Origin of the sequence: Actinomyces sp. oral taxon 180 str. F0310, assembly GCF_000185285.1 — a bacterium.
GTDB lineage: Bacteria > Actinomycetota > Actinomycetes > Actinomycetales > Actinomycetaceae > Pauljensenia.
Window position 1 is genome coordinate 194,924 of record NZ_GL622194.1, and the last position, 26,109, is coordinate 221,032.

The 26,109-nt window shown below is 66.6% G+C and carries 26 protein-coding genes; 3 read left to right on the top strand and 23 right to left on the bottom strand.

The window, feature by feature from the left end:
* Nucleotides 1-37 precede the first annotated feature (37 nt).
* The 5 genes from ruvC to HMPREF9006_RS00890 form a co-directional block, all read right to left on the bottom strand.
* Nucleotides 38-667 carry a crossover junction endodeoxyribonuclease RuvC gene (gene ruvC, locus HMPREF9006_RS00870; RefSeq protein WP_009211639.1) on the bottom strand — a complete coding sequence of 210 codons (630 nt, stop codon included), beginning with the start codon at nucleotides 665-667 and terminating at the stop codon, nucleotides 38-40.
* The gene (gene pdxT, locus HMPREF9006_RS00875) at nucleotides 667-1,260 is read right to left on the bottom strand and encodes a pyridoxal 5'-phosphate synthase glutaminase subunit PdxT (RefSeq protein WP_009211640.1); all 594 of its coding nucleotides are present in this window, start codon (nucleotides 1,258-1,260) and stop codon (nucleotides 667-669) included. The genes ruvC and pdxT overlap by 1 nt, the downstream gene beginning before the upstream one ends.
* The gene (gene pdxS, locus HMPREF9006_RS00880) at nucleotides 1,254-2,156 is read right to left on the bottom strand and encodes a pyridoxal 5'-phosphate synthase lyase subunit PdxS (protein WP_034230813.1); all 903 of its coding nucleotides are present in this window, start codon (nucleotides 2,154-2,156) and stop codon (nucleotides 1,254-1,256) included. The genes pdxT and pdxS overlap by 7 nt, the downstream gene beginning before the upstream one ends.
* A gap of 2 nt (nucleotides 2,157-2,158) precedes the next feature.
* Nucleotides 2,159-2,920, bottom strand: coding sequence for a YebC/PmpR family DNA-binding transcriptional regulator (locus HMPREF9006_RS00885; RefSeq protein ID WP_009211642.1), 762 nt, complete (start codon nucleotides 2,918-2,920; stop codon nucleotides 2,159-2,161).
* Nucleotides 2,921-3,097: 177 nt separating this feature from the next.
* A complete protein-coding gene (locus HMPREF9006_RS00890) occupies nucleotides 3,098-3,604 on the bottom strand; it encodes a SixA phosphatase family protein (protein ID WP_009211643.1) in 507 nt (168 codons plus the stop codon).
* A 32-nt stretch (nucleotides 3,605-3,636) separates the two neighbouring features.
* On the opposite strand from HMPREF9006_RS00890, the gene HMPREF9006_RS00895 reads away from it, so the two are divergent.
* A complete protein-coding gene (locus HMPREF9006_RS00895; protein WP_009211644.1) occupies nucleotides 3,637-3,870 on the top strand; it encodes a hypothetical protein in 234 nt (77 codons plus the stop codon).
* Here the strand turns inward: HMPREF9006_RS00895 and HMPREF9006_RS00900 are convergent.
* The 7 genes from HMPREF9006_RS00900 to glgA form a co-directional block, all read right to left on the bottom strand.
* Nucleotides 3,858-4,529, bottom strand: a complete 672-nt coding sequence (locus HMPREF9006_RS00900; protein ID WP_009211645.1) for a histidine phosphatase family protein — start codon at nucleotides 4,527-4,529, stop codon at nucleotides 3,858-3,860. The genes HMPREF9006_RS00895 and HMPREF9006_RS00900 overlap by 13 nt on opposite strands.
* Complete coding sequence (locus tag HMPREF9006_RS00905; protein WP_009211646.1) at nucleotides 4,526-7,462, bottom strand: bifunctional [glutamine synthetase] adenylyltransferase/[glutamine synthetase]-adenylyl-L-tyrosine phosphorylase; 2,937 nt, start codon at nucleotides 7,460-7,462, stop codon at nucleotides 4,526-4,528. Before HMPREF9006_RS00905 ends, HMPREF9006_RS00900 begins: the two co-directional genes overlap by 4 nt.
* Nucleotides 7,459-8,799 carry a glutamine synthetase family protein gene (locus tag HMPREF9006_RS00910; protein WP_009211647.1) on the bottom strand — a complete coding sequence of 447 codons (1,341 nt, stop codon included), beginning with the start codon at nucleotides 8,797-8,799 and terminating at the stop codon, nucleotides 7,459-7,461. The genes HMPREF9006_RS00905 and HMPREF9006_RS00910 overlap by 4 nt, the downstream gene beginning before the upstream one ends.
* Nucleotides 8,800-8,872: 73 nt before the next feature.
* Nucleotides 8,873-9,832, bottom strand: a complete 960-nt coding sequence (locus HMPREF9006_RS00915; protein WP_009211648.1) for an SPFH domain-containing protein — start codon at nucleotides 9,830-9,832, stop codon at nucleotides 8,873-8,875.
* A gap of 40 nt (nucleotides 9,833-9,872) precedes the next feature.
* Entirely contained in the window at nucleotides 9,873-10,346 is a 474-nt protein-coding gene (locus tag HMPREF9006_RS00920; RefSeq protein WP_009211649.1) for an NfeD family protein, read from the bottom strand.
* 15 nt (nucleotides 10,347-10,361) lie between these two features.
* Nucleotides 10,362-11,150, bottom strand: coding sequence for an ABC transporter ATP-binding protein (locus tag HMPREF9006_RS00925; protein WP_009211650.1), 789 nt, complete (start codon nucleotides 11,148-11,150; stop codon nucleotides 10,362-10,364).
* 9 nt (nucleotides 11,151-11,159) lie between these two features.
* Complete coding sequence (gene glgA / locus HMPREF9006_RS00930; RefSeq protein ID WP_034231865.1) at nucleotides 11,160-12,410, bottom strand: glycogen synthase; 1,251 nt, start codon at nucleotides 12,408-12,410, stop codon at nucleotides 11,160-11,162.
* 170 nt (nucleotides 12,411-12,580) lie between these two features.
* Between glgA and HMPREF9006_RS00935 the strand changes: the two genes are divergently transcribed.
* Together HMPREF9006_RS00935 and serB are read left to right on the top strand one after the other, a co-directional pair.
* Nucleotides 12,581-13,819 (top strand): glucose-1-phosphate adenylyltransferase, encoded by a 1,239-nt coding sequence (locus HMPREF9006_RS00935; RefSeq protein ID WP_009211652.1) that lies wholly within the window; start codon nucleotides 12,581-12,583, stop codon nucleotides 13,817-13,819.
* Nucleotides 13,816-14,526: a phosphoserine phosphatase SerB gene (gene serB / locus HMPREF9006_RS00940; RefSeq protein ID WP_009211653.1), complete on the top strand. Its 711-nt coding sequence runs from the start codon at nucleotides 13,816-13,818 to the stop codon at nucleotides 14,524-14,526. The genes HMPREF9006_RS00935 and serB overlap by 4 nt, the downstream gene beginning before the upstream one ends.
* Here serB and HMPREF9006_RS00945 read toward each other — a convergent pair.
* The 11 genes from HMPREF9006_RS00945 to HMPREF9006_RS00995 form a co-directional block, all read right to left on the bottom strand.
* Nucleotides 14,523-15,050: an NUDIX hydrolase gene (locus HMPREF9006_RS00945; RefSeq protein ID WP_009211654.1), complete on the bottom strand. Its 528-nt coding sequence runs from the start codon at nucleotides 15,048-15,050 to the stop codon at nucleotides 14,523-14,525. The two genes, serB and HMPREF9006_RS00945, sit on opposite strands and share 4 nt — an antisense overlap.
* The gene (locus HMPREF9006_RS00950; RefSeq protein ID WP_202812285.1) at nucleotides 15,047-15,898 is read right to left on the bottom strand and encodes a PrsW family intramembrane metalloprotease; all 852 of its coding nucleotides are present in this window, start codon (nucleotides 15,896-15,898) and stop codon (nucleotides 15,047-15,049) included. Before HMPREF9006_RS00950 ends, HMPREF9006_RS00945 begins: the two co-directional genes overlap by 4 nt.
* Before the next feature lie 98 nt (nucleotides 15,899-15,996).
* Complete coding sequence (locus tag HMPREF9006_RS00955; protein WP_232209802.1) at nucleotides 15,997-17,337, bottom strand: PrsW family intramembrane metalloprotease; 1,341 nt, start codon at nucleotides 17,335-17,337, stop codon at nucleotides 15,997-15,999.
* A 302-nt stretch (nucleotides 17,338-17,639) separates the two neighbouring features.
* A complete protein-coding gene (locus HMPREF9006_RS00960) occupies nucleotides 17,640-18,935 on the bottom strand; it encodes a PrsW family intramembrane metalloprotease (protein ID WP_009211657.1) in 1,296 nt (431 codons plus the stop codon).
* Between the two features lies 1 nt (nucleotide 18,936).
* Complete coding sequence (locus tag HMPREF9006_RS00965) at nucleotides 18,937-19,560, bottom strand: hypothetical protein (protein WP_009211658.1); 624 nt, start codon at nucleotides 19,558-19,560, stop codon at nucleotides 18,937-18,939.
* A complete protein-coding gene (locus tag HMPREF9006_RS00970) occupies nucleotides 19,557-20,738 on the bottom strand; it encodes a glycosyltransferase family 4 protein (protein ID WP_009211659.1) in 1,182 nt (393 codons plus the stop codon). The genes HMPREF9006_RS00965 and HMPREF9006_RS00970 overlap by 4 nt, the downstream gene beginning before the upstream one ends.
* Nucleotides 20,735-21,661 carry a phosphatidylinositol mannoside acyltransferase gene (locus HMPREF9006_RS00975; protein WP_009211660.1) on the bottom strand — a complete coding sequence of 309 codons (927 nt, stop codon included), beginning with the start codon at nucleotides 21,659-21,661 and terminating at the stop codon, nucleotides 20,735-20,737. The genes HMPREF9006_RS00970 and HMPREF9006_RS00975 overlap by 4 nt, the downstream gene beginning before the upstream one ends.
* Nucleotides 21,658-22,284 (bottom strand): phosphatidylinositol phosphate synthase, encoded by a 627-nt coding sequence (gene pgsA / locus HMPREF9006_RS00980; protein WP_009211661.1) that lies wholly within the window; start codon nucleotides 22,282-22,284, stop codon nucleotides 21,658-21,660. Before pgsA ends, HMPREF9006_RS00975 begins: the two co-directional genes overlap by 4 nt.
* On the bottom strand, nucleotides 22,284-22,877 hold the full coding sequence (locus HMPREF9006_RS00985) for an HIT family protein (protein WP_009211662.1): 594 nt from the start codon (nucleotides 22,875-22,877) through the stop codon (nucleotides 22,284-22,286). The genes pgsA and HMPREF9006_RS00985 overlap by 1 nt, the downstream gene beginning before the upstream one ends.
* A gap of 5 nt (nucleotides 22,878-22,882) precedes the next feature.
* The gene (gene thrS, locus HMPREF9006_RS00990) at nucleotides 22,883-24,916 is read right to left on the bottom strand and encodes a threonine--tRNA ligase (protein ID WP_009211663.1); all 2,034 of its coding nucleotides are present in this window, start codon (nucleotides 24,914-24,916) and stop codon (nucleotides 22,883-22,885) included.
* Between the two features lie 73 nt (nucleotides 24,917-24,989).
* Nucleotides 24,990-26,015, bottom strand: a complete 1,026-nt coding sequence (locus HMPREF9006_RS00995) for a lipid II:glycine glycyltransferase FemX (RefSeq protein WP_009211664.1) — start codon at nucleotides 26,013-26,015, stop codon at nucleotides 24,990-24,992.
* Between the last annotated feature and the right edge of the window lie 94 nt (nucleotides 26,016-26,109).

Sequence of the window (26,109 nt, forward strand, 5' to 3'; positions counted from 1 at the left end):
TGGTCGCTCGCCGGGCAAGGCGAACATATGTACGATTCTAGCCGCGTCGGCGACGAGGATCCACGGCACCGGTGCGGCGTTGCGCCGCCTGCGCCTCGGCCCACGCGCGCTGAGCGGGAGTCATCGAACCGCGAGCCGTCAGACGCCCAGAGAGGGACACCGCGACGGAGGAATCCTGCGGAGCACCGAGCAGACCGGTACCACGCCACGCGTGCGTGATCGCGATCGCGAGGGAGTCCGCCGCGTCTGCCGGCTTGGGGGCCTTTACCAAGCCGAGGATGCGCGCAACCATCGTCTGCACCTGCGCCTTGTCAGCGTTGCCGTTGCCGGAGACGGCGGACTTTACCTCGGAAGGAGTGTGCACGGCCATGGGCAGGCCGGCACGGCCCACGCACGTCATGGCGGCACCCATCACCTGCATGGTGGTGGTCACGGACTGCAGGTTGTCCTGGGCGAAGACGCGTTCGATCGCAACCACCTCGGGCGCGTAGCGTTCGATGACACCGTCGATCGCGTCCGCGATCGTGCGCAGCCGGAAGTGCGTCGCAAGGTCCTTGTCGCTCCGGGCGACGCCGACATAGACGAGGGTGGCTCGCCGCGACGGGTCCACGTCAATGACGCCCAGGCCGCATCGCGTCAGCCCCGGGTCGATGCCCATCACGCGCATCAGGCGCGCGCGACCATGTCGACGAGGAGGCCGTGCATGCGGTCGTCACCGCCGACCTCGGGGTGGAAGGACGTCGCCATGACGGTGCCGTGGCGCACCGCGACTATCGGACCGTCTGCGCTGTTTCCGGCACGTGCGATGACCTCGACCCCCTCGCCCACCGACTCGACCCAGGGAGCACGAATAAAGACGGCGTGGAAGGGGCCGCCCTCGAGGCCCTCAACGTCCAGATCCTCCTCGTAGGAGTCGATCTGACGTCCGAAGGCGTTGCGACGCACGACCATGTCGAGCCCGCCAAAGCAACGCTGATCGTCGCGTCCGTCAAGGATCGTGGAGGCAAGCATGATCATTCCCGCGCACGTCCCATACACCGGCATGCCCGCGGCGATGCGCTTGCCGAGGGCGTCGAAGAGGCCGAACGAGACAAGCAGCTTGGACATGGTCGTCGATTCGCCGCCGGGGATGACGAGGCCGTCGACGCGGGCAAGCTCGTCCTGCCTGCGCACGAGCAGCGCGCGGGCACCGGAGTTCTCCAGCGCCCGCGCGTGCTCTGCGACGTCGCCCTGGAGGGCGAGAACGCCGATGGTCACCATCCGCGCTCCGCGAGGCGGTGGTCGACCGGGATGTCATCAACGTTGATGCCGACCATGGCCTCGCCGAGCCCGCGAGAGACGTCGGCGATCACGGCGGGATCATCGTAGAAGGTGGTGGCCTTGACGATGGCGGCCGCGCGCTTGGCCGGGTCCCCGGACTTAAAGATGCCCGACCCGACGAAGACGCCTTCGGCGCCGAGCTGCATCATCATCGCGGCATCCGCGGGTGTGGCGATGCCCCCGGCAGTGAAGAGGACGACCGGGAGGCGACCCTCGCGGGCCACCTCTGCGACGAGCTCGTAGGGGGCTTGCAGTTCCTTGGCGGCCACGTAGAGCTCGTCCTCCGGCAGGGAGGTGAGGTGACGGATTTCGTCGCGAATCTGACGCATGTGCGTGGTCGCGTTCGAGACGTCTCCCGTGCCAGCCTCGCCCTTGGAGCGGATCATGGCCGCGCCCTCGGTGATGCGCCGCAGGGCCTCACCCAGGTTGGTGGCGCCGCACACGAAGGGGACCGTGAAGTTCCACTTGTCGATGTGGTGGGCGTAATCGGCGGGGGTGAGAACCTCCGACTCGTCGATGTAGTCGACTCCGAGGGACTGAAGGACCTGAGCCTCAACGAAGTGCCCGATACGCGCCTTGGCCATGACGGGGATGGATACGGCGTCGATGATGCCCTGGATCAGGTCGGGATCCGACATGCGGGCAACGCCGCCCTGGGCGCGAATGTCGGCGGGAACTCGTTCGAGGGCCATGACCGCGACGGCTCCGGCATCCTCGGCGATCTTGGCCTGCTCGGGGGTCACGACGTCCATGATGACGCCGCCCTTGAGCATCTGCGCCATTCCGCGCTTGACCTGGGGGGTGCCAACCTCGCGCTTGACGGTGGATTCGCTCATGCTCACTCTGCCTCTTCCAGCTGCGCGCGGACCTCGTCCGACAGCGACATGTTCGTGTAAATGTTCTGAACGTCGTCGGAATCCTCGAGGGCGTCGATGAGCTTGTTGACCTTGAGGGCTCCCTCGAGATCAAGCTCAACCTCCGTGGAGGCCACGAACTGGACCTCTGCCGAATCGTAGTCGATGCCCGCCTCCTGGAGGGCACTGCGCACCGCGACCACGTCCTTCGGGTCGGATTCGATGACGAAGAGCTCGCCCGCGTCCTCGACCTCTTCCGCCCCGGCGTCAAGAACAGCCATCATGATGGACTCCTCGTCCACGCCGTCGGCGGCGGGGACCTCAACGACGCCGCGACGGGAGAACAGGTAGGACACCGAACCGGGGTCGGCCAGGGAGCCGCCGTGGCGGGTGAAGCCCAGGCGCACGTCGGAGGCCGCACGGTTGCGGTTGTCGGTGAGGCACTCAACGAGGAAGGCGACGCCGCTGGGGCCGTAGCCCTCGTACATGATGGTCTCGTAGTTCGCGCCGCCGGCCTCGGCGCCGGAGCCTCGCTTGACGGCGCGGTCGATGTTGTCCGCGGGGACGGAGTTCTTCTTCGCCTTCTGGATGGCGTCGTACAGCGTCGGGTTGCCTGCAGGGTCGCCGCCGCCCGTGCGAGCAGCGACCTCGATGTTCTTGATGAGGCGCGCGAAGAGCTTGCCGCGCTTGGCGTCGATAGCGGCCTTCTTGTGCTTGGTGGTCGCCCACTTAGAGTGTCCCGACATCACTTCTCCCTGTTGGGTGGATAGATACCGCCACATTCTACCGCGTTGAGGGGGAGGGTCCCCACGTGTGGAACGCCGCCGTGGACAAACGTAAACACCGTCACAGCGGGCCGGGAGTGGCCGATCCTCCCCCGCGTTCGGCGCGCTCGGCCGGGCGGCCGCTGGCGCGCAGGTCGCTCACCGCCTCCTCCGTCCGCTCGCCTGACCCGCAGGCGGGGTGAGGAAGAGACGCATGGAGCACGAACCGGGCCCGAGACGATCCCAGGGGCCATCGAACGTCAGGACCATCGCGGTTGCGGTGGCCACTCCCCTGGCGACCGCTGCTCGATCCTCGTCGCGCGAGAGGATCTCCGCCGCCAAGGACACCGTGGGTTCGTGGCCGACGACGAGGGCCGAGGCGCCAGACAGGCCGCGGGCGAGGGTGATGATGTCGGCCTCGTCAGCGTCGTAGATACTGCGGTCCGTCCAGGCGCTACCCACGCCCACGTGGCCAGCGATCGCTTCGAAGGTCTGGCGCGCCCGCGTCGCATCGGAGGACACGGCAACGTCGAAGGAACCGACCTCGCGGGCGAGGGTGCGCCCGAGGCGCTCGGCCTGGTCGCGCCCGGCGTCGGTCAGCGGGCGGAGGTGATCGGGGTAGGGCGTGGCGGCCTGCGCGTGGCGAACGAGAACGAGAGTTGGCATACTTCCAAGCGTAACCGCACCGGGAGGACACCATGGCACTGGGAGTCGAAAGCGCCTCGGGCATCTGCTCGGCACGCGAATGCACGAAGGCGGCGATCTACCGGATCGACTGGCGTAACCCGGCGATCCACCGCGCCCGCCAGAAGACGTGGCTGGCCTGCGAGGAGCACCGCTCCTACCTGGAGAACTACTTCATGTACCGCTCGTTCCCGTACAGGGTCTCAGCTTTCGTTGCGCCGGACCAGGCACCGCCTCAGGACCACTGATCGAGGGGGCGGTCATTCCACGTCACGGCGCGCAGCGCCTTCGCCAGTTCGTCGGCCGAGGACGGATCCAGGTCGGCGGGCCACTCGAAGGAGGAGGTACCCGCGTTTGACATGAAATGCGTCGACACGAGGGCCTCGTTGATGTCGGCCGACAGCCAGGTGGCCAGCAGGCGCGTGAGCGCCCCGTGGATGACGAAGACGGCCACGGCCTCGTCCCCAGCCTCCTCGCGGGCGGCCAGGCCGACGCGGCGCACGGTCTCCAGCGAGCGAGCCAACGCCTCGCGGCCGCTCTCGCCGCCCGGCATCCTGTTGTCGAGGTCGCCCGCGCACCACGACAGCGTCGTGCGCACGTAGAGCACCTGGGACCCGGGGTCGGCCGCCATCTCCAGGTCGCCTGAGCGCAGCTCGCGGATGCCGGGGCACACGCGGGGCGTGAGCCCGTAGGCGCGCGCCAGGGGCGCTGCTGTCAGGCGCGTGCGTTGAAGTCCCGACAGAGCGATGACGGTGGGGGCAGGTGCGACCTCGGCCTCCCAGCGATCCGCCAGGCGCTGAGCCTGGGCGTGCCCCTCGGGGGTCAGGCCGAGGCCCGGGCGCACCGTGTCCAGGGCACCGAGTCGATTCGCGGGCGTCTGTCCGTGCCGTACGAGGACAATTTTCACTGCTGCTCCCAAAAGAGTCGTTCCATCACGTCGCGTGCCTTTCGCCCGGCGCGCAGCCAGTCTTCCTCGAGGGCATTGAGCCCGCCGCTACCGTAACCGAGAATGGCCGCGAGAGCACGCAGCTCGGCACTGTCGCGCGGAAACACGTCGAGCTTCACACCGCTCATCCTCCCCGTCGCCAGGACGTTGGCGGCGCGGATGCGCGTGGCCATGTCCCATGCATCCAACAGGGTGTCGGCATCCGAGGGCTCAACGAGGCCCTCACGTGCCGCGGCCGCGATCGCGCCGGTCGTTGAGGGGGTGCGCAGGCTCGGCGTGATGCGCCCGTGGCGCATCTGGATCAGCTGGATCGTCCACTCGACATCGGTGAGTCCCCCCGGCCCGAGCTTGACGTGGCGGGAGGGCTCGATCCCGCGGGGAAGGCGCTCGTTTTCCATGCGGGCTTTGAGCAGGCGTATGTCGCGCAGATCCGCGGGCGACACATCGCCGTAGGCGATCTCCTCGAAGAGCTGCCCTGCTCGGCGGGCCAGCGGCGTGTCGCCGATTGGCCGGGCGCGCACGGCGGCCTGGCGTTCCCACGTCGATCCCCACCTGCGGGCATACTCCCGATGAGACTCCACGGTCCTACTCATCGGACCGTTCTTCCCTTCCGGGCGCAGGCCAAGATCGACGGCGAGTCCGAGCTGGCTGGTCGCGGAGCCGAGAAGCTTCTTCGCGCGGTTCACGATGGCGGTCGCGCTGGCCGCGGCGTCGGCTGGCGTGGCGTCGCCCACCGCCTCGTGCACGGCGATGACATCGGCGTCGGAGGCGTAGGAGCACTCCCTGCCCCCGTAGCGGCCCATGGCGATGAAGGCGACGCGGGCACGCGGGCTCCCCCACCGGGCGGCCTCCTCGCGCTCCGCGATCTCCAGTGCCCCCAGGAGAGCGGTGTCCGCTGCGTCCGCGATCGCGTGGCCGCGCGGATCGATCCCGGCCAGCAGGTCGCTCATCGCGCACCGCGTGAGTTCCCGGGTTCGCACCGCGCGCACGCGCGCCGCCGCGTCCTCGGCATCCTCGTGGCGCTCGATCAGCGCCCGGAGCTCGCGGCCGAGCCGGCCGAGGTCCCGTGGAGCGAGCTCGGCATCGTCGTCGAGCCAGGCAACCGCCTCGGGACGCTTGGCGAGGGCGTCGGCGATCCAGTGGGAGTTGGGCAGCATCTTCATGAGACGGCGGGCGGCCACCCCCGAGTCTCGCAGGAGAGCCAGATACCAGTGGGAGTCGCCAATATCCTCGGACAGGATGCGGAAGTTCCTCAGCCCCATGTCCGGGTCGGCGCCGGCGGCGAGCCAGGAGATAAACACGGGAAGGAGATGACGCTGGATGACCGCTCGCCTGGTCGTGCCGCGGGTGAGGGCCGCGATGTGAGTCAGAGCGCCGCTGGGGTCGCGGTAGCCGATGGCGGCGAGGCGGTCGCGAGCCCCCTCGGCGTGCAGGACAACCTCGTCGTCGCGAAGCGATGCCGTCGCGGCAACGATCGGGCGATAGAAGACGTCCTCGTGCAGGGCCCGCACCCGCTCACGCACCTCATCGATGGCGGCGCTCATGGAGGCGGCGTCGGGGAAGCGCCGGGCTCCCATGGCGCGACCCAGGACACGCAATTCGGCGTCCTTATCGGGGATCAGGTGGGTGCGGCGCATGCGCGGCAGCTGGGTGCGATGTTCGACCGCTCGCAGGAAACGATAGCAGGAGGCCAGGTCGGCGGCATCGCTGCGGGCGATGTATCCTCCCTCGCTCAGGGCATCGATCGCGTCGAGCGTCGAGGGCACGCGCAGGAACGCGTCGGTGCGACCGTGGACGAGCTGCAGCAGCTGGACGGTGAACTCGACGTCACGCAATCCCCCTCGCCCGAGTTTGAGTTCCCGTGAGGCGTGGGAGCGCGAGATGTTGTCCTCGACGCGCCGCCGCATCGCGCGCGCCGCCTCGACGAACCCCTCGCGTTTGGCCGCGCTCCACACGTAGGGGTGGGCTGCCTCCTCGAAGGCGCGACCAAGCTCATCGTCGCCGGCGCAGGCGCGGGCCTTGAGCAGCGCTTGAAACTCCCAGGCTTGCGCCCACTCCTGCCAGTAGCGCCGATAGGACTCGATCGTGCGCACGAGCGCGCCATTTCTCCCCTCGGGCCTCAGGTTGGCATCCACCGTCCACAGGGGGGCTTCGTTTCCGGGCCCCGAGCACGCCGAGGCCGTGGCGGCGGCGAGCCGGGTGGCGATCTCCAGCGTGTCCCGTTCTTCCTCACCCGCCTGCCCCTGGGTCACGTACAGGACATCCACATCCGAGACGTAGTTGAGTTCGCGCGCCCCGGTCTTGCCCATGGCAATGATCGAGATGGGAACCTGCCCCCGTGGGTCGATGTCGCGCCGGGCGAGGGCGAGGGCCCCCTGAAGCGTCGCGTCGACAAGATCGGCGATGCGACGCCCCACCGCGGGCATCACAGCCTCGGGGTCCTCGCTCGTCAGATCGTCGGCGGCCAGGTGTAGCAGAACCCGGCGGTAGGCTGCCCGCAGGTCGTCCGCGCACGCGTGCTCCGCAGCCACGAGCGCTCCCGAGGCCACGCGCCTCGCCCCGACGGCCGCGGCGAGCGCGTCGCCGACCTCGCCCGGTTCCTCGTTGATGGCCCAGGCGCGCCGCGGGTCGGCGATGACGTAGTCACCGAGCCATTGGCTTGCCCCCAGCACGGCGCACACGCGACGCCTGCTGGAAGGATCCCCCGCCAGCGCGCACACGAGTCCGGGGGCGGCCTCGTGCAGACGGATCATCTGCAGGAGCGCCTGGTCCGGGTCCGCGCAGGCGCCGATGTCCCGCGCCCACTCGCTGCGCTCGCCCGGGAGCTCGTCGAGAAAGCTCAGGGCGCGTCGCGGGTCCAAGAAGCCGGCGACCCGAAGCTCGTCGGGGGTCACCTGGGAACGACCTTGAGGAACTGCTCGATCTCCTGGCGCGTAATCTGGCGACGGTACTCGATCCATTCCTTGCGCTTGTTGCGGATCACGTAGTCGAAGACCTGCTCTCCGAGCGTCGCGGCGACCAGATCGGACTTCTTCATCGCGCGGACGGCGTCCGAGAGCGAAGCGGGAAGGGCGCGAATCCCCATCACCTGGCGTTCACGATCCGACAGGTCCCACACGTTGTCCTCGGCCTCGGGCATGAGTTCCATCTTGTGCTCAATGCCATCCAGGCCTGCGCTGATCAGGACGGCGAAAGCCAGATACGGGTTCGCGCTTGGATCGGGCGCGCGGTACTCGATGCGAGCCGAGGCACTCTTCTTGGGTTTGTACAGGGGGACGCGCACGAGGGCCGAGCGATTCAGGTGTCCCCAGCACACGTAGGCGGGCGCCTCTCCCCCACCCCACAGCCGCTTGTAGGAGTTCACGTGCTGGTTGGTGATGGCCGCGATCTCCTCGGCGTGAGCGAGGATTCCGGCGATGAAGTGCCTGCCGGTGGCCGAGAGGCGATACTGTCCGGACGGGGAAAAGAAGGCGTTCTCCTCGCCCTCAAAGAGGGACAGGTGGGTGTGCATGCCCGAGCCGGGATGCTCAATGAAGGGCTTGGGCATGAACGTCGCCACTAAATCCTCGCGCAGCGCGACCTCCTCGATGACGGTGCGCGCCGTCATGATGTTGTCGGCAGCGCGCACGGGGTCCACGGCCCGCAGGTCGATTTCGTTCTGGCCCGGTCCCCCCTCATGATGGGAGAACTCCACGGGGATCGACATGTCCTCAAGCATGCGTACAGCACGGCGCCGGAAGTCGTTGGAGTCCCCGCGCGCGACGTGGTCGAAGTAGCCCGCCTGGTCGACCGGGATCATCCGCTCGGGAGTGACCGGCTGGCGCAGCAGGTAGAACTCGATCTCCGGGTGCATCATCACCCGAAACCCGGCGTCGGCGGCGCGCCCCACCGCGCGCTCCAGGACACCGCGGGGATCCGAAGGAGCGGGTCGCCCGTCGGGCATCAGCACGTCACAGAACATGCGGGCGACCGGCTCCTCGCTCGTGCGCCACGGCAGCAGTTGGAACGTCGAGGCGTCGGGCTTGAGGAGCATGTCGGATTCAAAGACGCGGGTCAGACCCTCGACAGCCGAGCCGTCGAAGCCGATGCCCTCATCGAAGGCGTCCTCGAGTTCTCCTGGGTCGATCGAAATCGACTTCAGGACGCCCGCGACGTCTGTGAACCACAGCCTGATGAAGCGAATGTTCTTCTGCGCGACCTCGCGCAGCACGTACTCCTGATGCGAATCCACCGCTGTCCTTTCGCAGATGGCAGGCCGGGCCGACCGCAGGGGCTGCGGTCGGCCCGGCCTCGTAGCGACCAGTCTACTTGCCCAGGCCGAAGCCCTTGGAGATGGACTCCAGCGCGCCCGTCAGATCGGAGGGAAGCATCCACAGCTTGGACGCCTGTCCGTCTGCAATCTTGGGCAGCATCTCGAGGTACTTGTAGGAGAGCAGCTCGGGAGTCGCGTGCCCCGCGTTGATCGCGGCGAACACGGTCGCAATAGCCTCGGACTCACCCTGCGCGCGCAGGATCTGGGCCTGTCGGGCGCCCTCGGCCTGAAGAATCAGCGCCTCCTTCTCGCCCTTTGCCTGCAGGACCTGAGCCTCCTGCTGGGCAGAGGCAGCGAGCACGGCCGCCTGCTTGGCGCCTTCGGCCTTCTTGATCTGCGCCTCGCGCTCGGCCTCGGCGGTCAGGATCGTGGCGCGCTTGGTGCGCTCGGCCGTGATCTGCTGCTCCATGGCAGCCAGGACGCGCGGCGGCGGCTCAATCGACTTCAGTTCAACGCGCGTGACCCGAATACCCCAGGGGCCCGTGGCCTCATCCAGCACGCCACGAAGCTGCTTGTTGATGGATTCACGGGAGGTCTGCGTCTGCTCCAGGTCCAGCGACCCGATGAGGTTACGCAGGGTGGTGGCTGTGAGCTGTTCGATCGCCTGGAGGAAGTTGGTCACCTCGTAGGTCGCGCTGCGCGGATCCGTGATCTGAAAGTAGATGACGGAGTCGATCGAGACCATCGCTTGATCCGCCGTGATGACCGGCTGAGGCGGGAAGTTCGCCACCTGCTCACGCAAGTCGATACGCGCGGCGACGCGATCCACGAAGGGAACCAGGAGGTGGAAGCCGCCCTGCATGACGGCTTGGAAACGCCCCAGCCTCTCGACGACGTACGCCTGGGACTGTGGAACGATGCGCACCGCGCGCACGAGCGCGATAACAACGAACACCACGAGGGCAAGAGTGACGAGCACCGCCACGTTGCCAATGACCTCATACGAGTCCATGGGTTCTTCCTCTCTGTCAGGAACTAACTGTTTTATCAGACTACTCTGAGGGAGCAGCCGTTGGACGCATCGGCGGGTGAGACGACGAATCGAGGGCACTGACCACGGCCGTCGCACCGTCGATGCGATCGACACTCACCTGCGTCCCCACCGCCAACTCCTCCCCCTCCGTGCGCGCGCTCCACTCGCCGCCCGAAAACTGAACGCGACCGTGGCGCTCCCCCACGGCCTCGGTCACGTAGGCCGTCTTCCCGATGAGCGCATCGGTGTTGGTCCTCACATAGCCTCCGGAGCGGTCGATGCGTCCCTTGAGAAACGGGCGTAGGAGGGCGAGAAGAGCCAGGGAGACGACCGCAAAAACGATGACCTGAACAAACACGCTCGCACCGAGAGCGGCCGCGACGCCGGCGGCCAACGCTCCGATGGCGAACATCAGGAACACGAAGCTGACGCTCATCACCTCGATGATGCCGCACACGACGGCGGCGAGAATCCACAGCAGCCAGACATTCATCCTCGTTCCCCTCTCCTAGTCGGTGACGCCTCTGGCCCACCAGCGCCCCTCGTTCCGACCGGCGAGGAGAGGCATGCCGTAGACCTCGGAGAGCGTGACTCCCGTGAGGACATCGTCGATGGGCCCCTGGTGGGCTATCGTCCCCGCGGACATGATCGCGCAGTGCGTGACTCCCGCAGGGATCTCCTCGATCTGGTGGGTGACCAGAACAATCTGCGGGGACTTCGACCCCGCCATGATCTCCGCCAATGCACCGATCAACAGCTCGCGCGCACCGAGATCGAGGCCCGAGGTGGGTTCGTCAAGGACGAGGACCTCGGGGTCGGTCATGAGTGCGCGCGCGAGAAGTACCCGCTGCGCCTCCCCCTCGGACAGGGTCGCAAACTCGCGCTGCGCGAGGCCGTCGACGCCGAAGATCTCCATGAGGGCTCGGGCTCGCTCATCGTCGATCTGCTCGTACTCCTCGTCGTGGGCGACAGCAACCCCCCACGCGGCGCTACGAACGGTATCGAGCACCGACTGGGTGGGGACAATCTTCGCGCCCACGGCGGCCGAGGCCAAACCCACACGGGTCGCGATCTCGGCGGGATCCGCGTCGCACAGGTTGGCGCCCGAGAGCGTGACTTCCCCGGCATCGGGGGTGAGCCTGCCTGACGCGACCCGCGCGAGCGTGGTCTTGCCAGCACCGTTGGGACCGACGATCACCCAGTGCTGACGCGGACGCGTCGACCACGAGACGTCGGAGAGCACCTGCGTGTCCCCCCGCTGGATGGACACGTGAGAAAGATTGAGGACGTAAGTCATGCATCAAGCCTAGTCGTGTTGGTTGCGAGGTGCGCCCTCAACGAGCGAACGATAAAGGTCGGCGGTCTTGACGCCGATCGCTTGCCACGAGAAGTGCTCGCGGGCGCGGGCAAGACCCGCCTCGCCCATCCGCCGACCCAGCGCCGGATCGTCGAGGACGCGGATCAGGCGATCGGCCATGGCCTCTTCGAACGCGCGAGGGTCGAGGGGGGTGCCCGTGCCATCCTGCTTCTGCTTGATGGGCACCAGGTATCCCGTCTCACCGTCGACGATGACATCCGGGATTCCGCCGGTGGCGGTCCCCACGACCGGCAGTCCGAGGGCCATCGCCTCAAGGTTGACGATCCCGAGGGGCTCGTACACCGAGGGGGTGATAAAGACCTGCGCGGAGGCCAGAATCGCGGCGACCTCGGGTTGCGGGAGCATCTCGGAGATCAGGACGACTCCGGAACGGCGGGAGCGAAGGTCGTTGACGAGGCCCTCCACTTCAGCCGCGATCTCGGGGGTGTCGGGCGCGCCGGCGCACAGGACGAGTTGCACGTCGTCGGGCAACAGCTGCGCCGCACGCAGGAAGTAAGGCAGCCCCTTCTGCCGGGTGATGCGCCCGACGAACACGACCGTCCTGCGAGTCGGATCGATCCCGTGTTCGGCGAGGACACGCGCACGCAGCTCCTCACCCTCAGCCCCGGACGGCGCATGCCACTTGCCCAGGTCGATGCCGTTGTGGATCACGTGGACGCGCTGAGGGTCAACCGCCGGGTAGCAGCGCAGGATGTCCTCGCGCATTCCGTTGGATACGGCAATGATGGCGGCGGCGGATTCGTAGGCCGTTTTTTCGACGTAGGAGGACAGGCGGTACCCACCCCCGAGCTGCTCCGCCTTCCAGGGGCGCAGGGGCTCCAGGGAGTGAGCGGAGATCACGTGCGGAATATCGCCGAGGAGGGAGGCAACGTGGCCCGCAAAATTCGCATACCACGTGTGGGAGTGCACCAGGTCTGCTCCGTCGCAGGCCGCGGCAATCTCGAGGTCAACACCGAGCGTGCGCAGGGCGGGATTGGCTCCGGCCAGCTCGGGCAGGTCGTCGTGTCCACTCACTCCCGGCTCGGCGCCATCCGTTCCGGGTTCACGCGGGCCGTCGAACGCCTGCACCCGCAGGTCATCGACCAGTCCACGCAGGACCTTCGCAAGCTCAAGGACGTGGACACCGGCTCCGCCGTAGACGTGGGGGGGATACTCGCGGGTAAGCAGATCAACGCGCATGATGTGGTCCTTCCGACAGTAGCAGCGCTTGAAGCCCATCGTATCCGATGTCATGTCCCTCCAGGTCAAAACGAGACGACGTAGCAATCGATAGACATTTGTAATACAGTGTGACCACACCCACGGATCTGCGCCGATGCAGGTCCTCAGGACCAACGAAGGGGTGCCGCATGGCAAAGAACCACGTTTTGGCAATTGTTCTCGCGGGCGGTGAAGGTAAGCGACTGATGCCACTGACGGCAGACCGCGCGAAGCCGGCCGTTCCATTCGGGGGACACTTCCGCCTCATCGATTTCGCGCTGTCGAATATCGTCAACTCCGGTTACCTCAAGATCGTCGTGCTGACGCAGTACAAGTCGCACTCGCTCGACCGCCACGTCACCAAGACCTGGTACACGTCGCCCCTTCTCGGCAACTTCATCGCCCCTGTTCCCGCCCAGCAGCGTCGCGGTCCGCACTGGTACCTGGGCAGCGCGGACGCGATCTACCAGTCCTTGAACATCGTCGACGATGAACAGCCCGAGTACATCGTCATCATCGGCGCGGACAATATCTACCGCATGGACTTCTCGCAGATGGTCCAGCACCACATCGATTCGGGCCTGCCCGCCACCGTGGCCGGGATCCGTCAGCCGATCGAGTTGGCCCCGGCACTGGGCGTCATTGACGCCGACGGTGGCACCGTCAAGAACTTCCTGGAGAAGCCCAAGCACGCGCAGGGTCTCGCCGACGATCCGAGGAAGGTCCTGGCCTCCATGGGCAACTACGTCTTCACCACGGCGGACCTCGTCAACGCCCTGCGCGAGGACGCAAAGGATCCGGATTCCAAGCACGACATGGGCGGCAACATCATTCCCTGGTTCGTCGAGCGCGGGGAATGCGGCGTCTACGACTTCCAAGACAACGACGTGCCCGGGTCCACCGACCGCGATCGTGACTACTGGCGCGACGTCGGAACCCTGGACGCCTACTACGAGGCGAACATGGATCTGATCAGCGTCCACCCGGTGTTCAACCTATACAACCGGGACTGGCCGACCATGACTCTGATGAACGGGGCGCTGCCGCCGGCGAAGTTCGTCTACGGCGATCAGGGTTCGCGTATCGGTCACGCAATCGACTCCTTCGTGTCACCGGGCGTCATCATATCCGGCGGCGAGGTCTACCGGTCGGTGGTCTCCCCCAACACCTACGTCCACTCCTGGGCGCAGGTGAGTGACTCGGTCATCATGAATGGAACCCGCATCGGCCGTTCGTCGAAGGTCGTCAAGACGATTCTCGACAAGAACGTTGTCGTCGAAGAAGGGGCGACCGTCGGCGTCGACCTCGAACGCGATCGCGAGCGGGGCTTCACCGTCACCGAGTCTGGGATCACGGTGGTTCCCAAGGGGATGGTCGTTCGCAAGTGAGTTCCGCTCTCCTGATCGACGAGCCGGGTGCGCCGCGTCTCTTCCGCGACGGTGCGCCCGGCCTCGTCGTCACCGACGTCGATTCCACCCTCATCTGCCAGGAGGTCATCGAGGAGCTTGCCGAGGCCGCGGGCACCCGGCGACAGGTCGCGCAGATAACAGCGCGAGCAATGAACGGCGAGCTCGACTTCGAGCAGTCGCTTCGGCAGAGGGTTGCGACACTCAAAGGAGTGCGAGATTCCGTCTTCGCCCGCGTTCTCACGGCGATTACGCCAACGCGCGGGGCTCGGGAGCTCATCGAGGCCGCTCACCGCTCGGGCGCGCGATTCGCGGTGGTGTCGGGTGGATTCGAGGAGGTGGTCGCTCCGCTGGCTGCTTCGCTCAGCATCGACTTCTACGCCGCTAACCGCCTGGAGGTGCGCGACCACGTGTTGACCGGTCGTGTGCTCGGTCGCATCGTGACAGCCGATGTCAAGGTCGAGTGCCTGCGCTCGTGGGCGTCCTCGCTGGGTCTGCCCCTGGAGCGCACGGCCGCCATCGGAGACGGAGCCAACGATGTTCCCATGCTCCGTCAGGCGGGGGTCGGCATTGCCTTTTGCGCCAAGCCGCGGGTACGCGAGCGGGTCGGCATTCAGTTGAACGTCCCCGACCTGTCACGCGCGATCGCTCCGCTCGGCCTGAGCGGCGACGGACAAGCACCCCGCTAGGGTTCTCGAGCGTCGGTTAACCGGATCATCTGCCCATCCCACCCGCCGCGCCATTGCCGCGCGTACTGAAGGATCCGCGCGGGGTAGAGATCGTCCTCTATCTGCGCTTCGGCCTCGTCAATATCCCACCATCGTTGGGCGTCGATGACGCTGCGTTCCAGCTGCGTCCACCCCCGCCTGCTCAGGGTGGTTGACGGCGCGTGAGCGACAAAGAACCACTCGTCCTGGCGTGCGGTGACGGCCAGAAAGTCGAACTCTGCGCGCCGGTACAGGACGGGGCCGATGAGGTCTTCCGGCCTCAGCCGAAGCCCCGTTTCTTCACGTACCTCGCGCACCGCCGCGACGCGCGGCTCCTCTCCCTCCTCGATCCCCCCACCGATCGTAAACCACCAGTGTCGCTCGGGTTGGTCCTCGTCATGTCCCTTCGCCAGGAGAAGACGACCAGCGTCGTCGAAGAGGAGGACGCGGGCGGCCTCCCTGTGGGGATAGCCGTCCGCGTCCAGCGGCCAGTCGAGTGCGCTCATGCCTCCAGGGTATCGTGGCGCCGACGCATCCCCCAGACGAGCAGGACGAGCCCGATGGCGAGCACGGGCAACTCGATCGCGCCGTAGGTCAGGTTCCACGAGTCCTCGGGTGCGACAAGGCCCACGCCGTTTGCCTGAGCGTGCACGAGCATTGCGGCGGTCAGGCCGCCGATCCCCGCAAGGATCGCCTGCGGCGGCCGCACTGCCCGGGTGAGAGCCCACGCCAGGGCGTAGCCACACACGGCAGTGAAGATGGCGTGTCCGAAGGCGCCGAGGAGAGCTCGGGCCAGGAACGACTCCCACAGGCCGCTGATGCCGTCGTCGAGTGCGCTCAGGTAGTAGCCGACGTCCTCACCCCAGGCGAAGCCGAGCCCGACGAGAGCGCCGAGTACTGCGCCCTGGGCGGGGCGAGTGAGCAGGCGCCGCGCCGCGAGAACCAGGACGATGACGCCGATTGCCTTGGCGATTTCCTCGATGACCGGCCCCGTCACGACCGAGGTCACGAACTCGGCCGTCGATTCGGCCAGCCCGCTCGCCTCAATGGCCGGGTCAACGATTCCGTTGCCGAAGCCGGAAATGATCAGCGCGCCGCCCGTTCCCCATGCGAATGCCGCGATCCAGGCCAGGGCGCTGGGGCGTAGGCGCGCGAGCCATGCGAGGAAGATCAGGCCCACGATCGCGCTCAGGCTTGAGGCACCAACCGCGAGCCACGCATCGGTTGCGGAGGTGACGCCTTCAAAGGTGCGCTTGAATTCGTACACGGAGCACGGGACACTCACGGCAATGAGAACAAGGGAACTGATGGTCGCCGCCATGGATCTGCGGCGGCTCGAGGGAGCATGAGTCACGTAGGTTTCCTTTCTGTCGCCTCAATCGTGGGGCATATTCCTATGCGCCGCCTATGAGCGGGCGGTGAACGCCCCATGATGAGCGGTGGCCCGGTGGCTCATCCCATCCCCATGAGCCCCAGGAACCTGCGGCGTTCCTCGGTTGCCTGCTGGAGCGTCTCGCGCGTCGATTGGATACGCCCCGGTTCGGGTCCTCGAACATTCATCACCACCTGGTCCAGCCCGAGCGACGCCAGAGCGTACATGAAGTTCTTCAAGGACCTCTTAGCCGCCGGACCACCTCCCGATATCCAGGTCAGCGCGTTGCGTCGCATCGCCGGGTCGCAGACCATCTGAACTTCGCTGGCCAGCACCCAGCCCTGGTGCACATAGGGGATGAGACCGGCCGCCGTGTCCCGCCGTTCCCGCCGGATCGCCAGGCCGACGAAGACGAGCCAGCACACGAAGATCGGCACCTGGAGGACGGCGTAGAGGACGTAGTACCCCTGCGTGCTACCGGCGATGTAGCCCATCGAATTCCACAGGCCGTGGAGGGAGACCGCGATGAAGTACCCGAAGAAGACCGCGCCGATTCCTGCCGCGGCCGAGCGGGCTCGCGTGACCGCCCATCCGATCGCCCACCCCGTGCACGTCGTGTACATGACGTGTCCAAAGACGCCCATAAATACGCGGATGAAGAATGTGCGCGCGAATACTCCGTCGGCCAACGCCTTCAAGAAGTACTCGAAGTCTTCGACGACCAAAAAACCGGCGGCGGAGAAACCCGCATAGACAAGGCCGTCGAGGGGCGAGGAAATCTGGTTGCGTCGAGCCACGACAATGACGACGACGGCAAGAGCCTTGAGGAGCTCCTCACCGATGGGGGCAAAGACAACAGCAGTGGATGCGCTTGCGATGGAGGCATCCCCGGTCGCGCCGGCGACGAACGCCCCACCGAGTGCGTTGCTCAAACCTGCAAAGAAGATGGCGACTCCCCCGCCCCACAGGAAGGCCGCGATCTTGGTCCACCAGGGTTCGGGTTCGAAGCGGTCAACGAATTGCAGGAAGAGGATGATGATGCACAGGGGAACCAGGCAGACGATCGTGAGAAAGAGTCCAATGAAGGGACCGCTGGCGGCTAGATAGGAGTACATGCCAACAAGCATGAGGGCCAGGCCCGCACCGACGACGCTGGCCTCGAACACCGGTAGCTTCTTCGCGGTTGTTGGCAGCGCCCAGGTGTGCACAGCCTGCGGGGCGACCTGCGGGTACTGGACGGCTCCGGGCGCAGGCATGGAGGGACCCGCATCGACAAAGCGCTGAAAGGCTGGGGTGAACTGGGTGGGCGCACCCTGGGGTGCGCCCACCGCCTGCGGGGCGAAGCCGGACGTGCCGGAAGTCTGCGGGGCGAAGCCGGACGTGCCGGAAGCCTGTGGGACGGCGGCGGGAGCGCTTGCCACCGGGGTTGGGATACCGGTCTGAGGAAATGACCGTCCCGCCCGCGCGTCGTGGGCCTGCGGCCGACGCACCGAGCCGTGCGTCTGCCCCTGCTCCGGCATCGAGTCGCCGGATGTCGGCGGCGATGGTATCGGCGCGCGGGTCGAGGGAGCGGCGGGTTGGGGAATCGGCGAGGAGGACGCGCGGGGGGAAGCCTCCGGCTGCGGAATGGGCGCTGTGCTTTCTCCCCTCTGGGAGCGCGGCTCAGGGGGGTGTGGGGGTCCGGGAATCTGCGGACTACTCGTCATTGCCTCTCCTGTCTCGTTCAGGCGGTCTGCGCCAGGGAAGACACAGCCTTCGTCACATCCTGCTGTTGTTCCGCGATGGATGTCAGGCGCAGAAACTCGCGGCGACTCGCGACGGCCTCAGTGAGGATGCGGCGGTCGTGTTCGATGCGGGCGGCATCGGGCCCGTGTTTGGCCATGAGGTGTTGGTCAAGCCCCAGGCAAGGAAGGCACCTCAGGAAGGAGCGCATGGCACGCTTGGACTGCGGTCCCCCCTTCGCGGACCACGTGATCGCGGCCCTACGCGAGCGTCTATCCGTCACCATCGTGACCTCACCGGGCAGGACCCAGCCGGTGCGCACGTAGGGAATCAGGCCTCGGCGGATCTTGTCGCGCTCCTTGCTGGCGGCTCGCAGGAGCAGGGCTGCCCACACGATAAAGGCGGGCACCTCGACGACGAAGTAGAACAGGATAAAGAGACGGCCGAGAAATACGGACGCGCCGTTCCATGCGAAGTGGATCAGCACCGCGCAGCACCAAAAGACGAAGACGATGCCCGCCTTGGCCCATCCGTTCTTGAACTTTAGGAGCGCGAGCGCGAGTCCGATTCCCGTCATGGACGTGGCCATCGCGTGGACGAAGGGGCTGGCAAAGCCACGTATGAGGACGAGCATGACGAGCTGCGCTGTGCCCTGATTGTCGCCGCGCAAGTAGTAGAGGACGTCTTCGGCGAACATGAAGCCGGCGGCCGAAAAACCCGCATACACGATGCCATCGAGAACCGAACTAATGCGGTTCCTCCTCGCGATGACGACGATCAGGACCCCCAGCCCCTTAAACGTCTCTTCGACGAGGGGCGCGATGAAGGTCGCTCCCACCGCGCCTGCTCGGGAAGCATCGCCGATCGTGAGGGCAACGTTGGATTCCAGCACCGTATTGATAATGCCCGAGGAGAGCGTCGCAACCCCCGCTCCCCACAGGAGCAAAGCCCCCTTGGTCTTCCAGGGTTCGGGTTCCCAACGGTCGATGAAGAGGAGGAATCCGCCGACAATCAGGAGCGAGAGGACGGACAGCAGCGTCGTCTTGGCGAGCGAGAGGAGCCCGGACGAGGCTGGGTTGAGCATGAGGACGATGAGCCCGATCATCCCGAGGACTCCGAGGACGGTCACGACGACCTCGAGAACCGGGAAGGACCGCGGCGCCTTCGGGGGCTGCCACACCGGCGCGGCATCGTCGGGGGCGGGCGCGGTGATACCATTCGACGCGTTGATACTGGCGCTGCTGATCTTGCTCAGCCGGTAGTCTTCTCCCGGCCCGCCCCAGTGGCTCGCATCCATGTCAGTATCCCCGTCCGCCCGTGTGCGTGTCGTCGTCAAAGTCAATGGGCTCAGGTATGGGCGCGTGCCCCGCGAGCCGGAGCAATTTTACCATTCGTGTGGAACGCAGAGCTCGAACGCCCGCAACGTCGACGTTGTGGACGTTGCGAGTGAGTTCGATGCGATAGCACGTGGCGTCGAGTGCCTCAAGCCTGGCAGCGCCTTCGGGGTCGGTCCCAACGTCAGAACGAACGGCGCTCGACAGGCCGTCGCGGATCGCCCGCGACAGCGCGGAGGCCCGTTCGAGGCGGGCGCTCACCTCAACCCGGTCGGCCTGGCGTTGTCCGGGGGTGCGCCGATCCAGGCCGTCTGTCGTCAACTGGTCGCCACCGTCGCGAATGTATGCGCGCGCCGCTTCGAGAAGTGTTCCGCCCAGCGCGGGATCGAGGGATGCCGTGTGCGCCAGGAGTTCCAACTCCGACGCACGTCGTACGAGCAGCCGAGAGAGTGCGTCGCGAGAGGCGAGGATTCGCTGGTGGAGGCGGTCGAGGCGCCTGGCTCGACTCACCGCGATGGCAACCACGACGGAGACGGCGACGAGGGCAAGGAGAACGACGGTAATCACGAAGGGCGTGAGATGGATCATTGCTCTCGTTCCTGGTGCTCCTGGCGGCCTCGGATGAGGTCCCGCGTTCGTCGAGTCCCCGAGGCTGCGGGGCTTCCCATGTCGATCGCGAGCCTGTACACCTCGAACACCTTGTCGGCAACGACCTCCCAGTCGTATTGGAGGGATGCGCGCTGCCCCGCCTCAGACAGGCCTTCCAGCCGCGCCTTGTCCGCCAGAAGACCGAGCAGCTGGTCGACCAGGGCAGCCGAGCTGCCGGTCTCGAAGAGGACACCCGCGCGCCCGTCCTCGAGGACGGCCCGAAAAGCGGGAATGTCGGAGGCGACGACCGCGGTCCTCGCGGCCATGGCTTCGACGAGGACAATGCCGAAGGACTCTCCGCCCGTCTGCGGGGCGACGTAGAGGCTGGCTCCGGCGAGAAGGGATGCCTTCTCCTCGTCGCTGATTCCCCCCAGGAAGGAGACGGAATCACCGAAACGGGCGACCTGCCGACGGATCTCGGGGGCGTCGCCCCTTCCCGCGATCAGGAAGCGAGCGCCCGGCATCTTGTCCAAGACGCCTTCGATCGCTCCTGCAAAGACGCTCAGCCCCTTGCGGGGTTCATCGAGGCGACCGAGGAAAACGATGACGGGCCGCGAGTCGGTGGCCATCCACCGCGAATCCGTGCTCGCCCGGCGGAAGGAGGCTGTCTCAACCCCGTTGGGGATGATGACGGCGTCTCCTCCGTGGTGCTCAATGAGGGTGCGGCGGGCCTCCTCCGACACGGCAATGCGCACGCCGATACGTTCCATGTACAGGCGCATCGGCGCCGAGGCGATCGCTCGCGACACGGAACGTCCGAGCGCGGCGTGAAAGGTCCCCACGAGCGGCGCGCTCGAGAGCATGGCGGCTGCCATCGACACCGAGGGAACGACCGGTTCGTGGACGTGGACGACGTCGAAGGCGTTGTCTGCGAGCCAGCGGCGCGTGCGCCGCAGTGCCGCGGGCGATACCGATATGTTCGCCACAGAACCGTTAAAGGGCACCGACACTGACTGCCCGGCCGATGAGATCCAGTCGGGCAGGTCACGGGACGACGAGGGCGTGAGGACCCGGACATCGTGTCCGCGCGAACGAAACTTGAGCGCGAGGTCCCTGATATGGAAGCCCACTCCCCCCGGCACGTCCCACGAGTAGGGGTTCACGATGCCGATCTTCATCGATTCTTCCTCTCATGCTCCGCCCGCGCACGGGCGAGGCGCTCGGGGTCCAGGTCCTCCACGAAGACCCTCTGCATCATGTGCCAATCCTGCGGTTTGTCCCTCATCATGCCAGCAAAATCATCGACCCATGCCTGAGTGAGAGCCTCCACACGGTTACCGCCGCCCGGGGTGTCTTGAGGAGGTCTGACCGGACCCACGCATCGAACGCGCACGTCGGCTCCGGTGGCCGTCTCATTCTCGTAGGTGATGCATGCGACGAAAAGCGGCCGGTCGAGCCTCGTTGCCAGCGCCGCCGGCCCGGCCGCGACCAGCGCACGGCCACCACCGAGCGTCACCTCGATGCCCGCCCCCGAGATGTCGCGGTCGGCGAGAAGCGGAACGATGACGTGGCGCGAGCGCACCCGCTCCACGAGGGCGGAGAACACGGACTCTCCCTTCGCGACGCCGATGATCTCCATGCCCAGCCCCTCACGGAGAGCCACGAAGCGTTCGAAGAGAACCGCGGGCTCGACCTTCTCCGCCACCGTCACCACGTCGTAGCCCTGGGAGCACACCCATGCCCCGGCTCGGTCCCAGCTGCCGGAGTGCCCCAGGGCCAGGACCACGGGGCCGTCGTGCGTGGCCGCAGTGAGCTCCTCGAAACCCTCGAAGGTCACGCCCTCCAGGAGGCAAGCGCCGCGCGGCGAGCCGAGCATGAGCTGTTCGCCGTAGTTGCGGATGTGGGAGACGACGGCGGCGCGCACGAGGGCGTCCGAGGGTTGCGTCCCCGTCAGCCGCGCGATGTTCGAGCGCATGCGGGTGACGGCAGAGCCACCGCAACGTGCGGCGATGCCCGCCCCGGCGCGCGCGAGCCACATGACGAGGCCCAGGGGAAGGCGCGGGGCCAACGCGAATGCGAGCTGCAGGGGGGAGAGGGTCACTGAGCGGCCTCGTCAATCGTGCGTGCCGTGTACCAGATCCGCTGGCACACCGTCACGAACGAGGCCGCGGCGACCCAGGTGAGACCGGCGGCGAACACCCACTGTGGGGCGCCCAGGCTCATCACCATGGCGGAGCCGTTTCCGATGATCAGCCGATCCGTTCGCTCCGCGATGCCAAGCTTGGCCACGACGCCCACCGACTCCGCGCGGGCGCGCGCATAGGGGACGGTCGCGGCGCCAACGATGGAACAGATGCCCGCTATGACCGTCCACGTGCGCACGGGCGAGTCTCCCATCTGGAACACCGCGTAGGCGGTCAGCGAGCCGAAGACCGCGCCGTCGGCCAGCCGGTCGAGCGTGGAGTCGAGGAATGCACCGAATCGGGTGCCTCCGGTCGTCATGCGCGCAAGCGTTCCGTCCACGGAGTCCCCGAACATCACGATCGCCAGGGCGATTCCTCCCTGCCAGATCCACCCGCGTGGAATACACACGACCGCGATCGCGATCGAAGCAACCGTCCCGGCGACGGTCACCATGTTCGGGGTGACGCCGAGGCGGGCGAGGACCCTGGCGAGGGGGGTGAAGAGAGCCTTCGTGATCGAGCGGCCGTGATTTCCCAGCATCAATCCCCCTTGGGCCACGCGGACGCGAGCCGCACGCGCGCGTCCTCAAGCAGCTCCGGCACCGCCTTCGTCCGCGCGATGATTGGCAGGAAGTTCGCGTCTCCCGCCCACCGAGGAACGACGTGCTGGTGAAGATGCGCGGCGATGCCCGCGCCGGCGACCTCGCCCTGGTTCATTCCCAGGTTGAATCCCGCCGGAGCAGCGACCTGTCGACACACGCGCATGGCGGTGGCCGTGAGGTCGCCCAGCTCCATCCGCTCCGCTTCCGTGAGCTCCGTGTAGTCGGAGACGTGGCGGTAGGGACACACGAGCATGTGGCCGGAGTTGTACGGGAAGAGATTCATGAGAACGAAGCAGGAGCTACCCCGGTAGACGACCAGTCCCTCGGCGTCTTCCTTGCCGGGGGCCAGGCAGAATGGGCACTCCCGATCCGAGGCGTCGGTCGGCTTGCCTTCGCCGTGGATGTATGCCATCCGATACGGTGTCCAGAAGCGACCAAAGCCGTCCGGGACACCCGCAAGCGCGCGGGCGTCCTCGGTCGGAAGGGCCATGCCGTCCGCACCAATCTCGGCCAGGCCTGCATCGCTAGTCATGGGACTCACGCCTGGTCGAGTCCGGCGATGTGATCGCCGTTGTTTCGTTCTTCAACGTGAGCAACGATCAAGTCCACGGCACGTTCCACGGGGACTCCGTTATGTTGGGAGCCGTCGCGCAGGCGGAAGGACACTGCCCCGGCCTCAACGTCCTCGCCACCGGCGATGAGGGTGAAGGGGATCTTGTCCTTCGAGGCGTTGCGAATCTTCTTGCCGAAGCGGTCGTCGGACAGGTCGGTTTCGACTCGCACTCCGCGCTCACGCAGCTTTGCCGCGACGTCGGCCACGTAGCCGTCGAACGCCTCGGCGACCGGGATAAGTCGTACCTGGACGGGGGAAAGCCAGGCCGGGAATGCTCCCGCGTAGTGCTCGGTGAGCACTCCGATGAAGCGCTCAACGGACCCGAGCTTGGCGGAGTGGATCATGACGGGACGCTGACGCGTCCCGTCGGCGGCGGTGTACTCCAGGTCGAAGCGCTCGGGTTGGTTGAAGTCGTACTGGATGGTGGACATCTGCCAGGTGCGTCCAATCGCATCCTTGACCTGAACCGACACCTTGGGCCCGTAGAAGGCCGCGCCGCCCGGGTCGGGAACGAGGTCGAGACCGGTGGCAGCACAGGCATCCTGAAGGGCCTTGGTCGCGGCCGCCCAGTCCTCGTCCGATCCAATGAACTTGTCTTTCTTCTTGCCGTCCTCGTCGCGCGTCGACAGCTCCAGGTAGAAGTCCTTGAGGCCGAACGCCGAGAGGATCGAGAGGAAGAACTCGATCTGGGTGCGAATCTCCTGCGACGCCTGCTCCGGGGTGCAGTAGGTGTGCGAATCGTCCTGCGTGAAGCCACGCATGCGCGTCAGACCATGAACCACGCCGCTCTTCTCGTAGCGATAGTCGTGGCCCAACTCGTAGAAGCGCAGCGGGAGCTCACGGTAGGAGCGTCCACGCGAGCGGAAGATGAGGTTGTGCATCGGGCAGTTCATGGCCTTGAGGTAGTACTCCTGCCCGGCCTTCGTCACGTTGCCGTCCGCGTCTCGTTCCTCGTCGACGAGCATGGGCGGGAACATGGTGTCCGCGTAGTAGGGCAGGTGCCCCGACGTGTGGAAGAGCCCTCCCTTGGAGATCTCCGGCGTGTGGACGAAGTCGAATCCCGCCCGCTTGTGTCGATCGGTGACGTAGGACTCGATCTCGTGGCGAAGGATCCCGCCCTTGGGGTGGAAGACCACGAGGCCGGGACCGATCTCCTCGGGGAAGCTGAACAGGTCCAGTTCGACGCCGAGGCGGCGGTGGTCGCGGCGTTCTGCTTCCTTGATGCGCTCCTGGTAGGCGACCAGGTCTTCCTTCGATGCCCACGCGGTGCCGTAGATGCGCTGCAGCTGGTCGCCGTTCTGGTCGCCCTTCCAGTAGGCTGCCGACGACTTGGTGAGGGCGAAGCCGTTTCCGATGAGGTTTGTGGAGGGCAGGTGGGGGCCGCGGCACAGGTCCTTCCAGGCCACGGTGCCGTCGCGGCGCACGTTGTCGTACATGGTGAGGCTTCCGGCGCCGACCTCGACGGAGGCTCCTTCGGCGCCCTTGCCCTTCGTGGTGACCAGTTCGAGCTTGTAGGGCTGGTCGGCAAGCTCTACGCGGGCGTCGTCCTCGCCGATCTCGCGGCGCACGAAGCGCTGGCCCTCCTTGATGATGCGCTTCATGCGCTTCTCCAGTTCGCGCAGCAGCTCGGGCGTGACGGCGTCAATGTTTCCGAAGTCGTAGTAGAAGCCGTCGGTAATGAAGGGGCCGATGCCCAGGTTCACGTCGGGGAATACATCTTGGACGGCCTGGGCGAGGACGTGCGTGGCGCTGTGACGCAGGATGTTCAGGCCGTCCTCGCTCTCGAGGGTGATCGCTTCGACGGTCGTGCCCTCTTCAAGCGCGCTGGCCAGGTCGCGGGCAACTCCGTTGACCTTGATGGCGACGACGGAGCGGTTCTTCTCGAACCACGCGGTGCCCGTGGTTCCCGCCGGTACTGTTTCGGGTTGTCCGTCAATGACGAGCGAGATATCGGGCACTGTGTCTCCTCTGGTTCGTTCGGTGCGACAGGATGCTTCGCTACCGGGATTCTATCGCCCGGGGGCCAACGCTTCAGGAGCGGGCGCGCCAATCCTTTATGGCTTTGGCCGCGCGCAGCGCGCGGTAGGTGTTCTTCTTGATGGGCATGTCCCAGCCTCCGGGAACGTCTGTGAAGTGGGAGGCGAACGCGATCTTGTACTTGCCGACGCTAAAGAGATCGGGACAGCGCGGCGAGTGTGCCCCCATCAGGTCGAATTCTCGAACCCCGTCACGAGCGAGGTACTCGGCGGCCAGGAAGTCCAGGACCGGGGGCTGGCGCAGCCGCCGACCGGCTTCGGTGGAGGCTCCGTATTCCGCCTGGGCGCGGATGCCCTCGACCAGGCAGAAGTCCCAGCACAGGATCGCGTCATCCGCGTCGCGCATCGAGAAGATACGGGCGTGCTTGGGGCCGAGCGTGCGAAGGAGGTCCATGTAGACAGCCTTCGGATGCGGACGGAAGCCATCGCGCTGTGCGGTCTCCTCCATGACCGCGTAGTACTCGTCGATGACGGATGCGGCGTTGGCGGTGTCCTCATGGAAGGTGATGCCCTCGGCCTTGCCCTTCTTCAGTCCGCTTCGGATCGAACGCTTGCCGGCCTTCGGCATGGTTGCCAGGATCGCTTCCTCGGTCTTGCCGGAGGTATCGATGACGACGGTGCGGTCGTAGGAAATGGTCTGCAGCGGCATGCACAGGTCGGGATGCTGGTAGATGGCATGCAAGCGCACGAATGCGACGGAACGATCCTTGGCGCGGATCTCACGCAGGAGGTCGGCTCGCAGCGCCGCCTCACGCTCGGGGGTGGCTTCCTTGATCCACGTGGGACCCCACTTGGCCCACAGGTAGTGAACGCCGCGCAGCGAATACTTGTACAGCGTGATGAACGCGACCTTTGTGTCGTCCTCGCACCACGCGTATCGGCCCCACACCCCGTGTCCCTGGGATTCCTCGAAGGCCTCCCACACGCAGGCCTGCTCGATCGGCAAGGAGCGGTCCTGGAAGCCAGAGACCGCAGCGATCTTGTCGTCCTGGGAGATGGGTACGAGTGCGGTGATCGTCATGGTGTCCTCGTTCGTCAGGGGAAGGGTCGCGTGTAGGTGGTCAGTCTAGCAGGGGCCGCGTCGCCCGCCTCAAGGCCGCTGCGAAGCGTCGGCG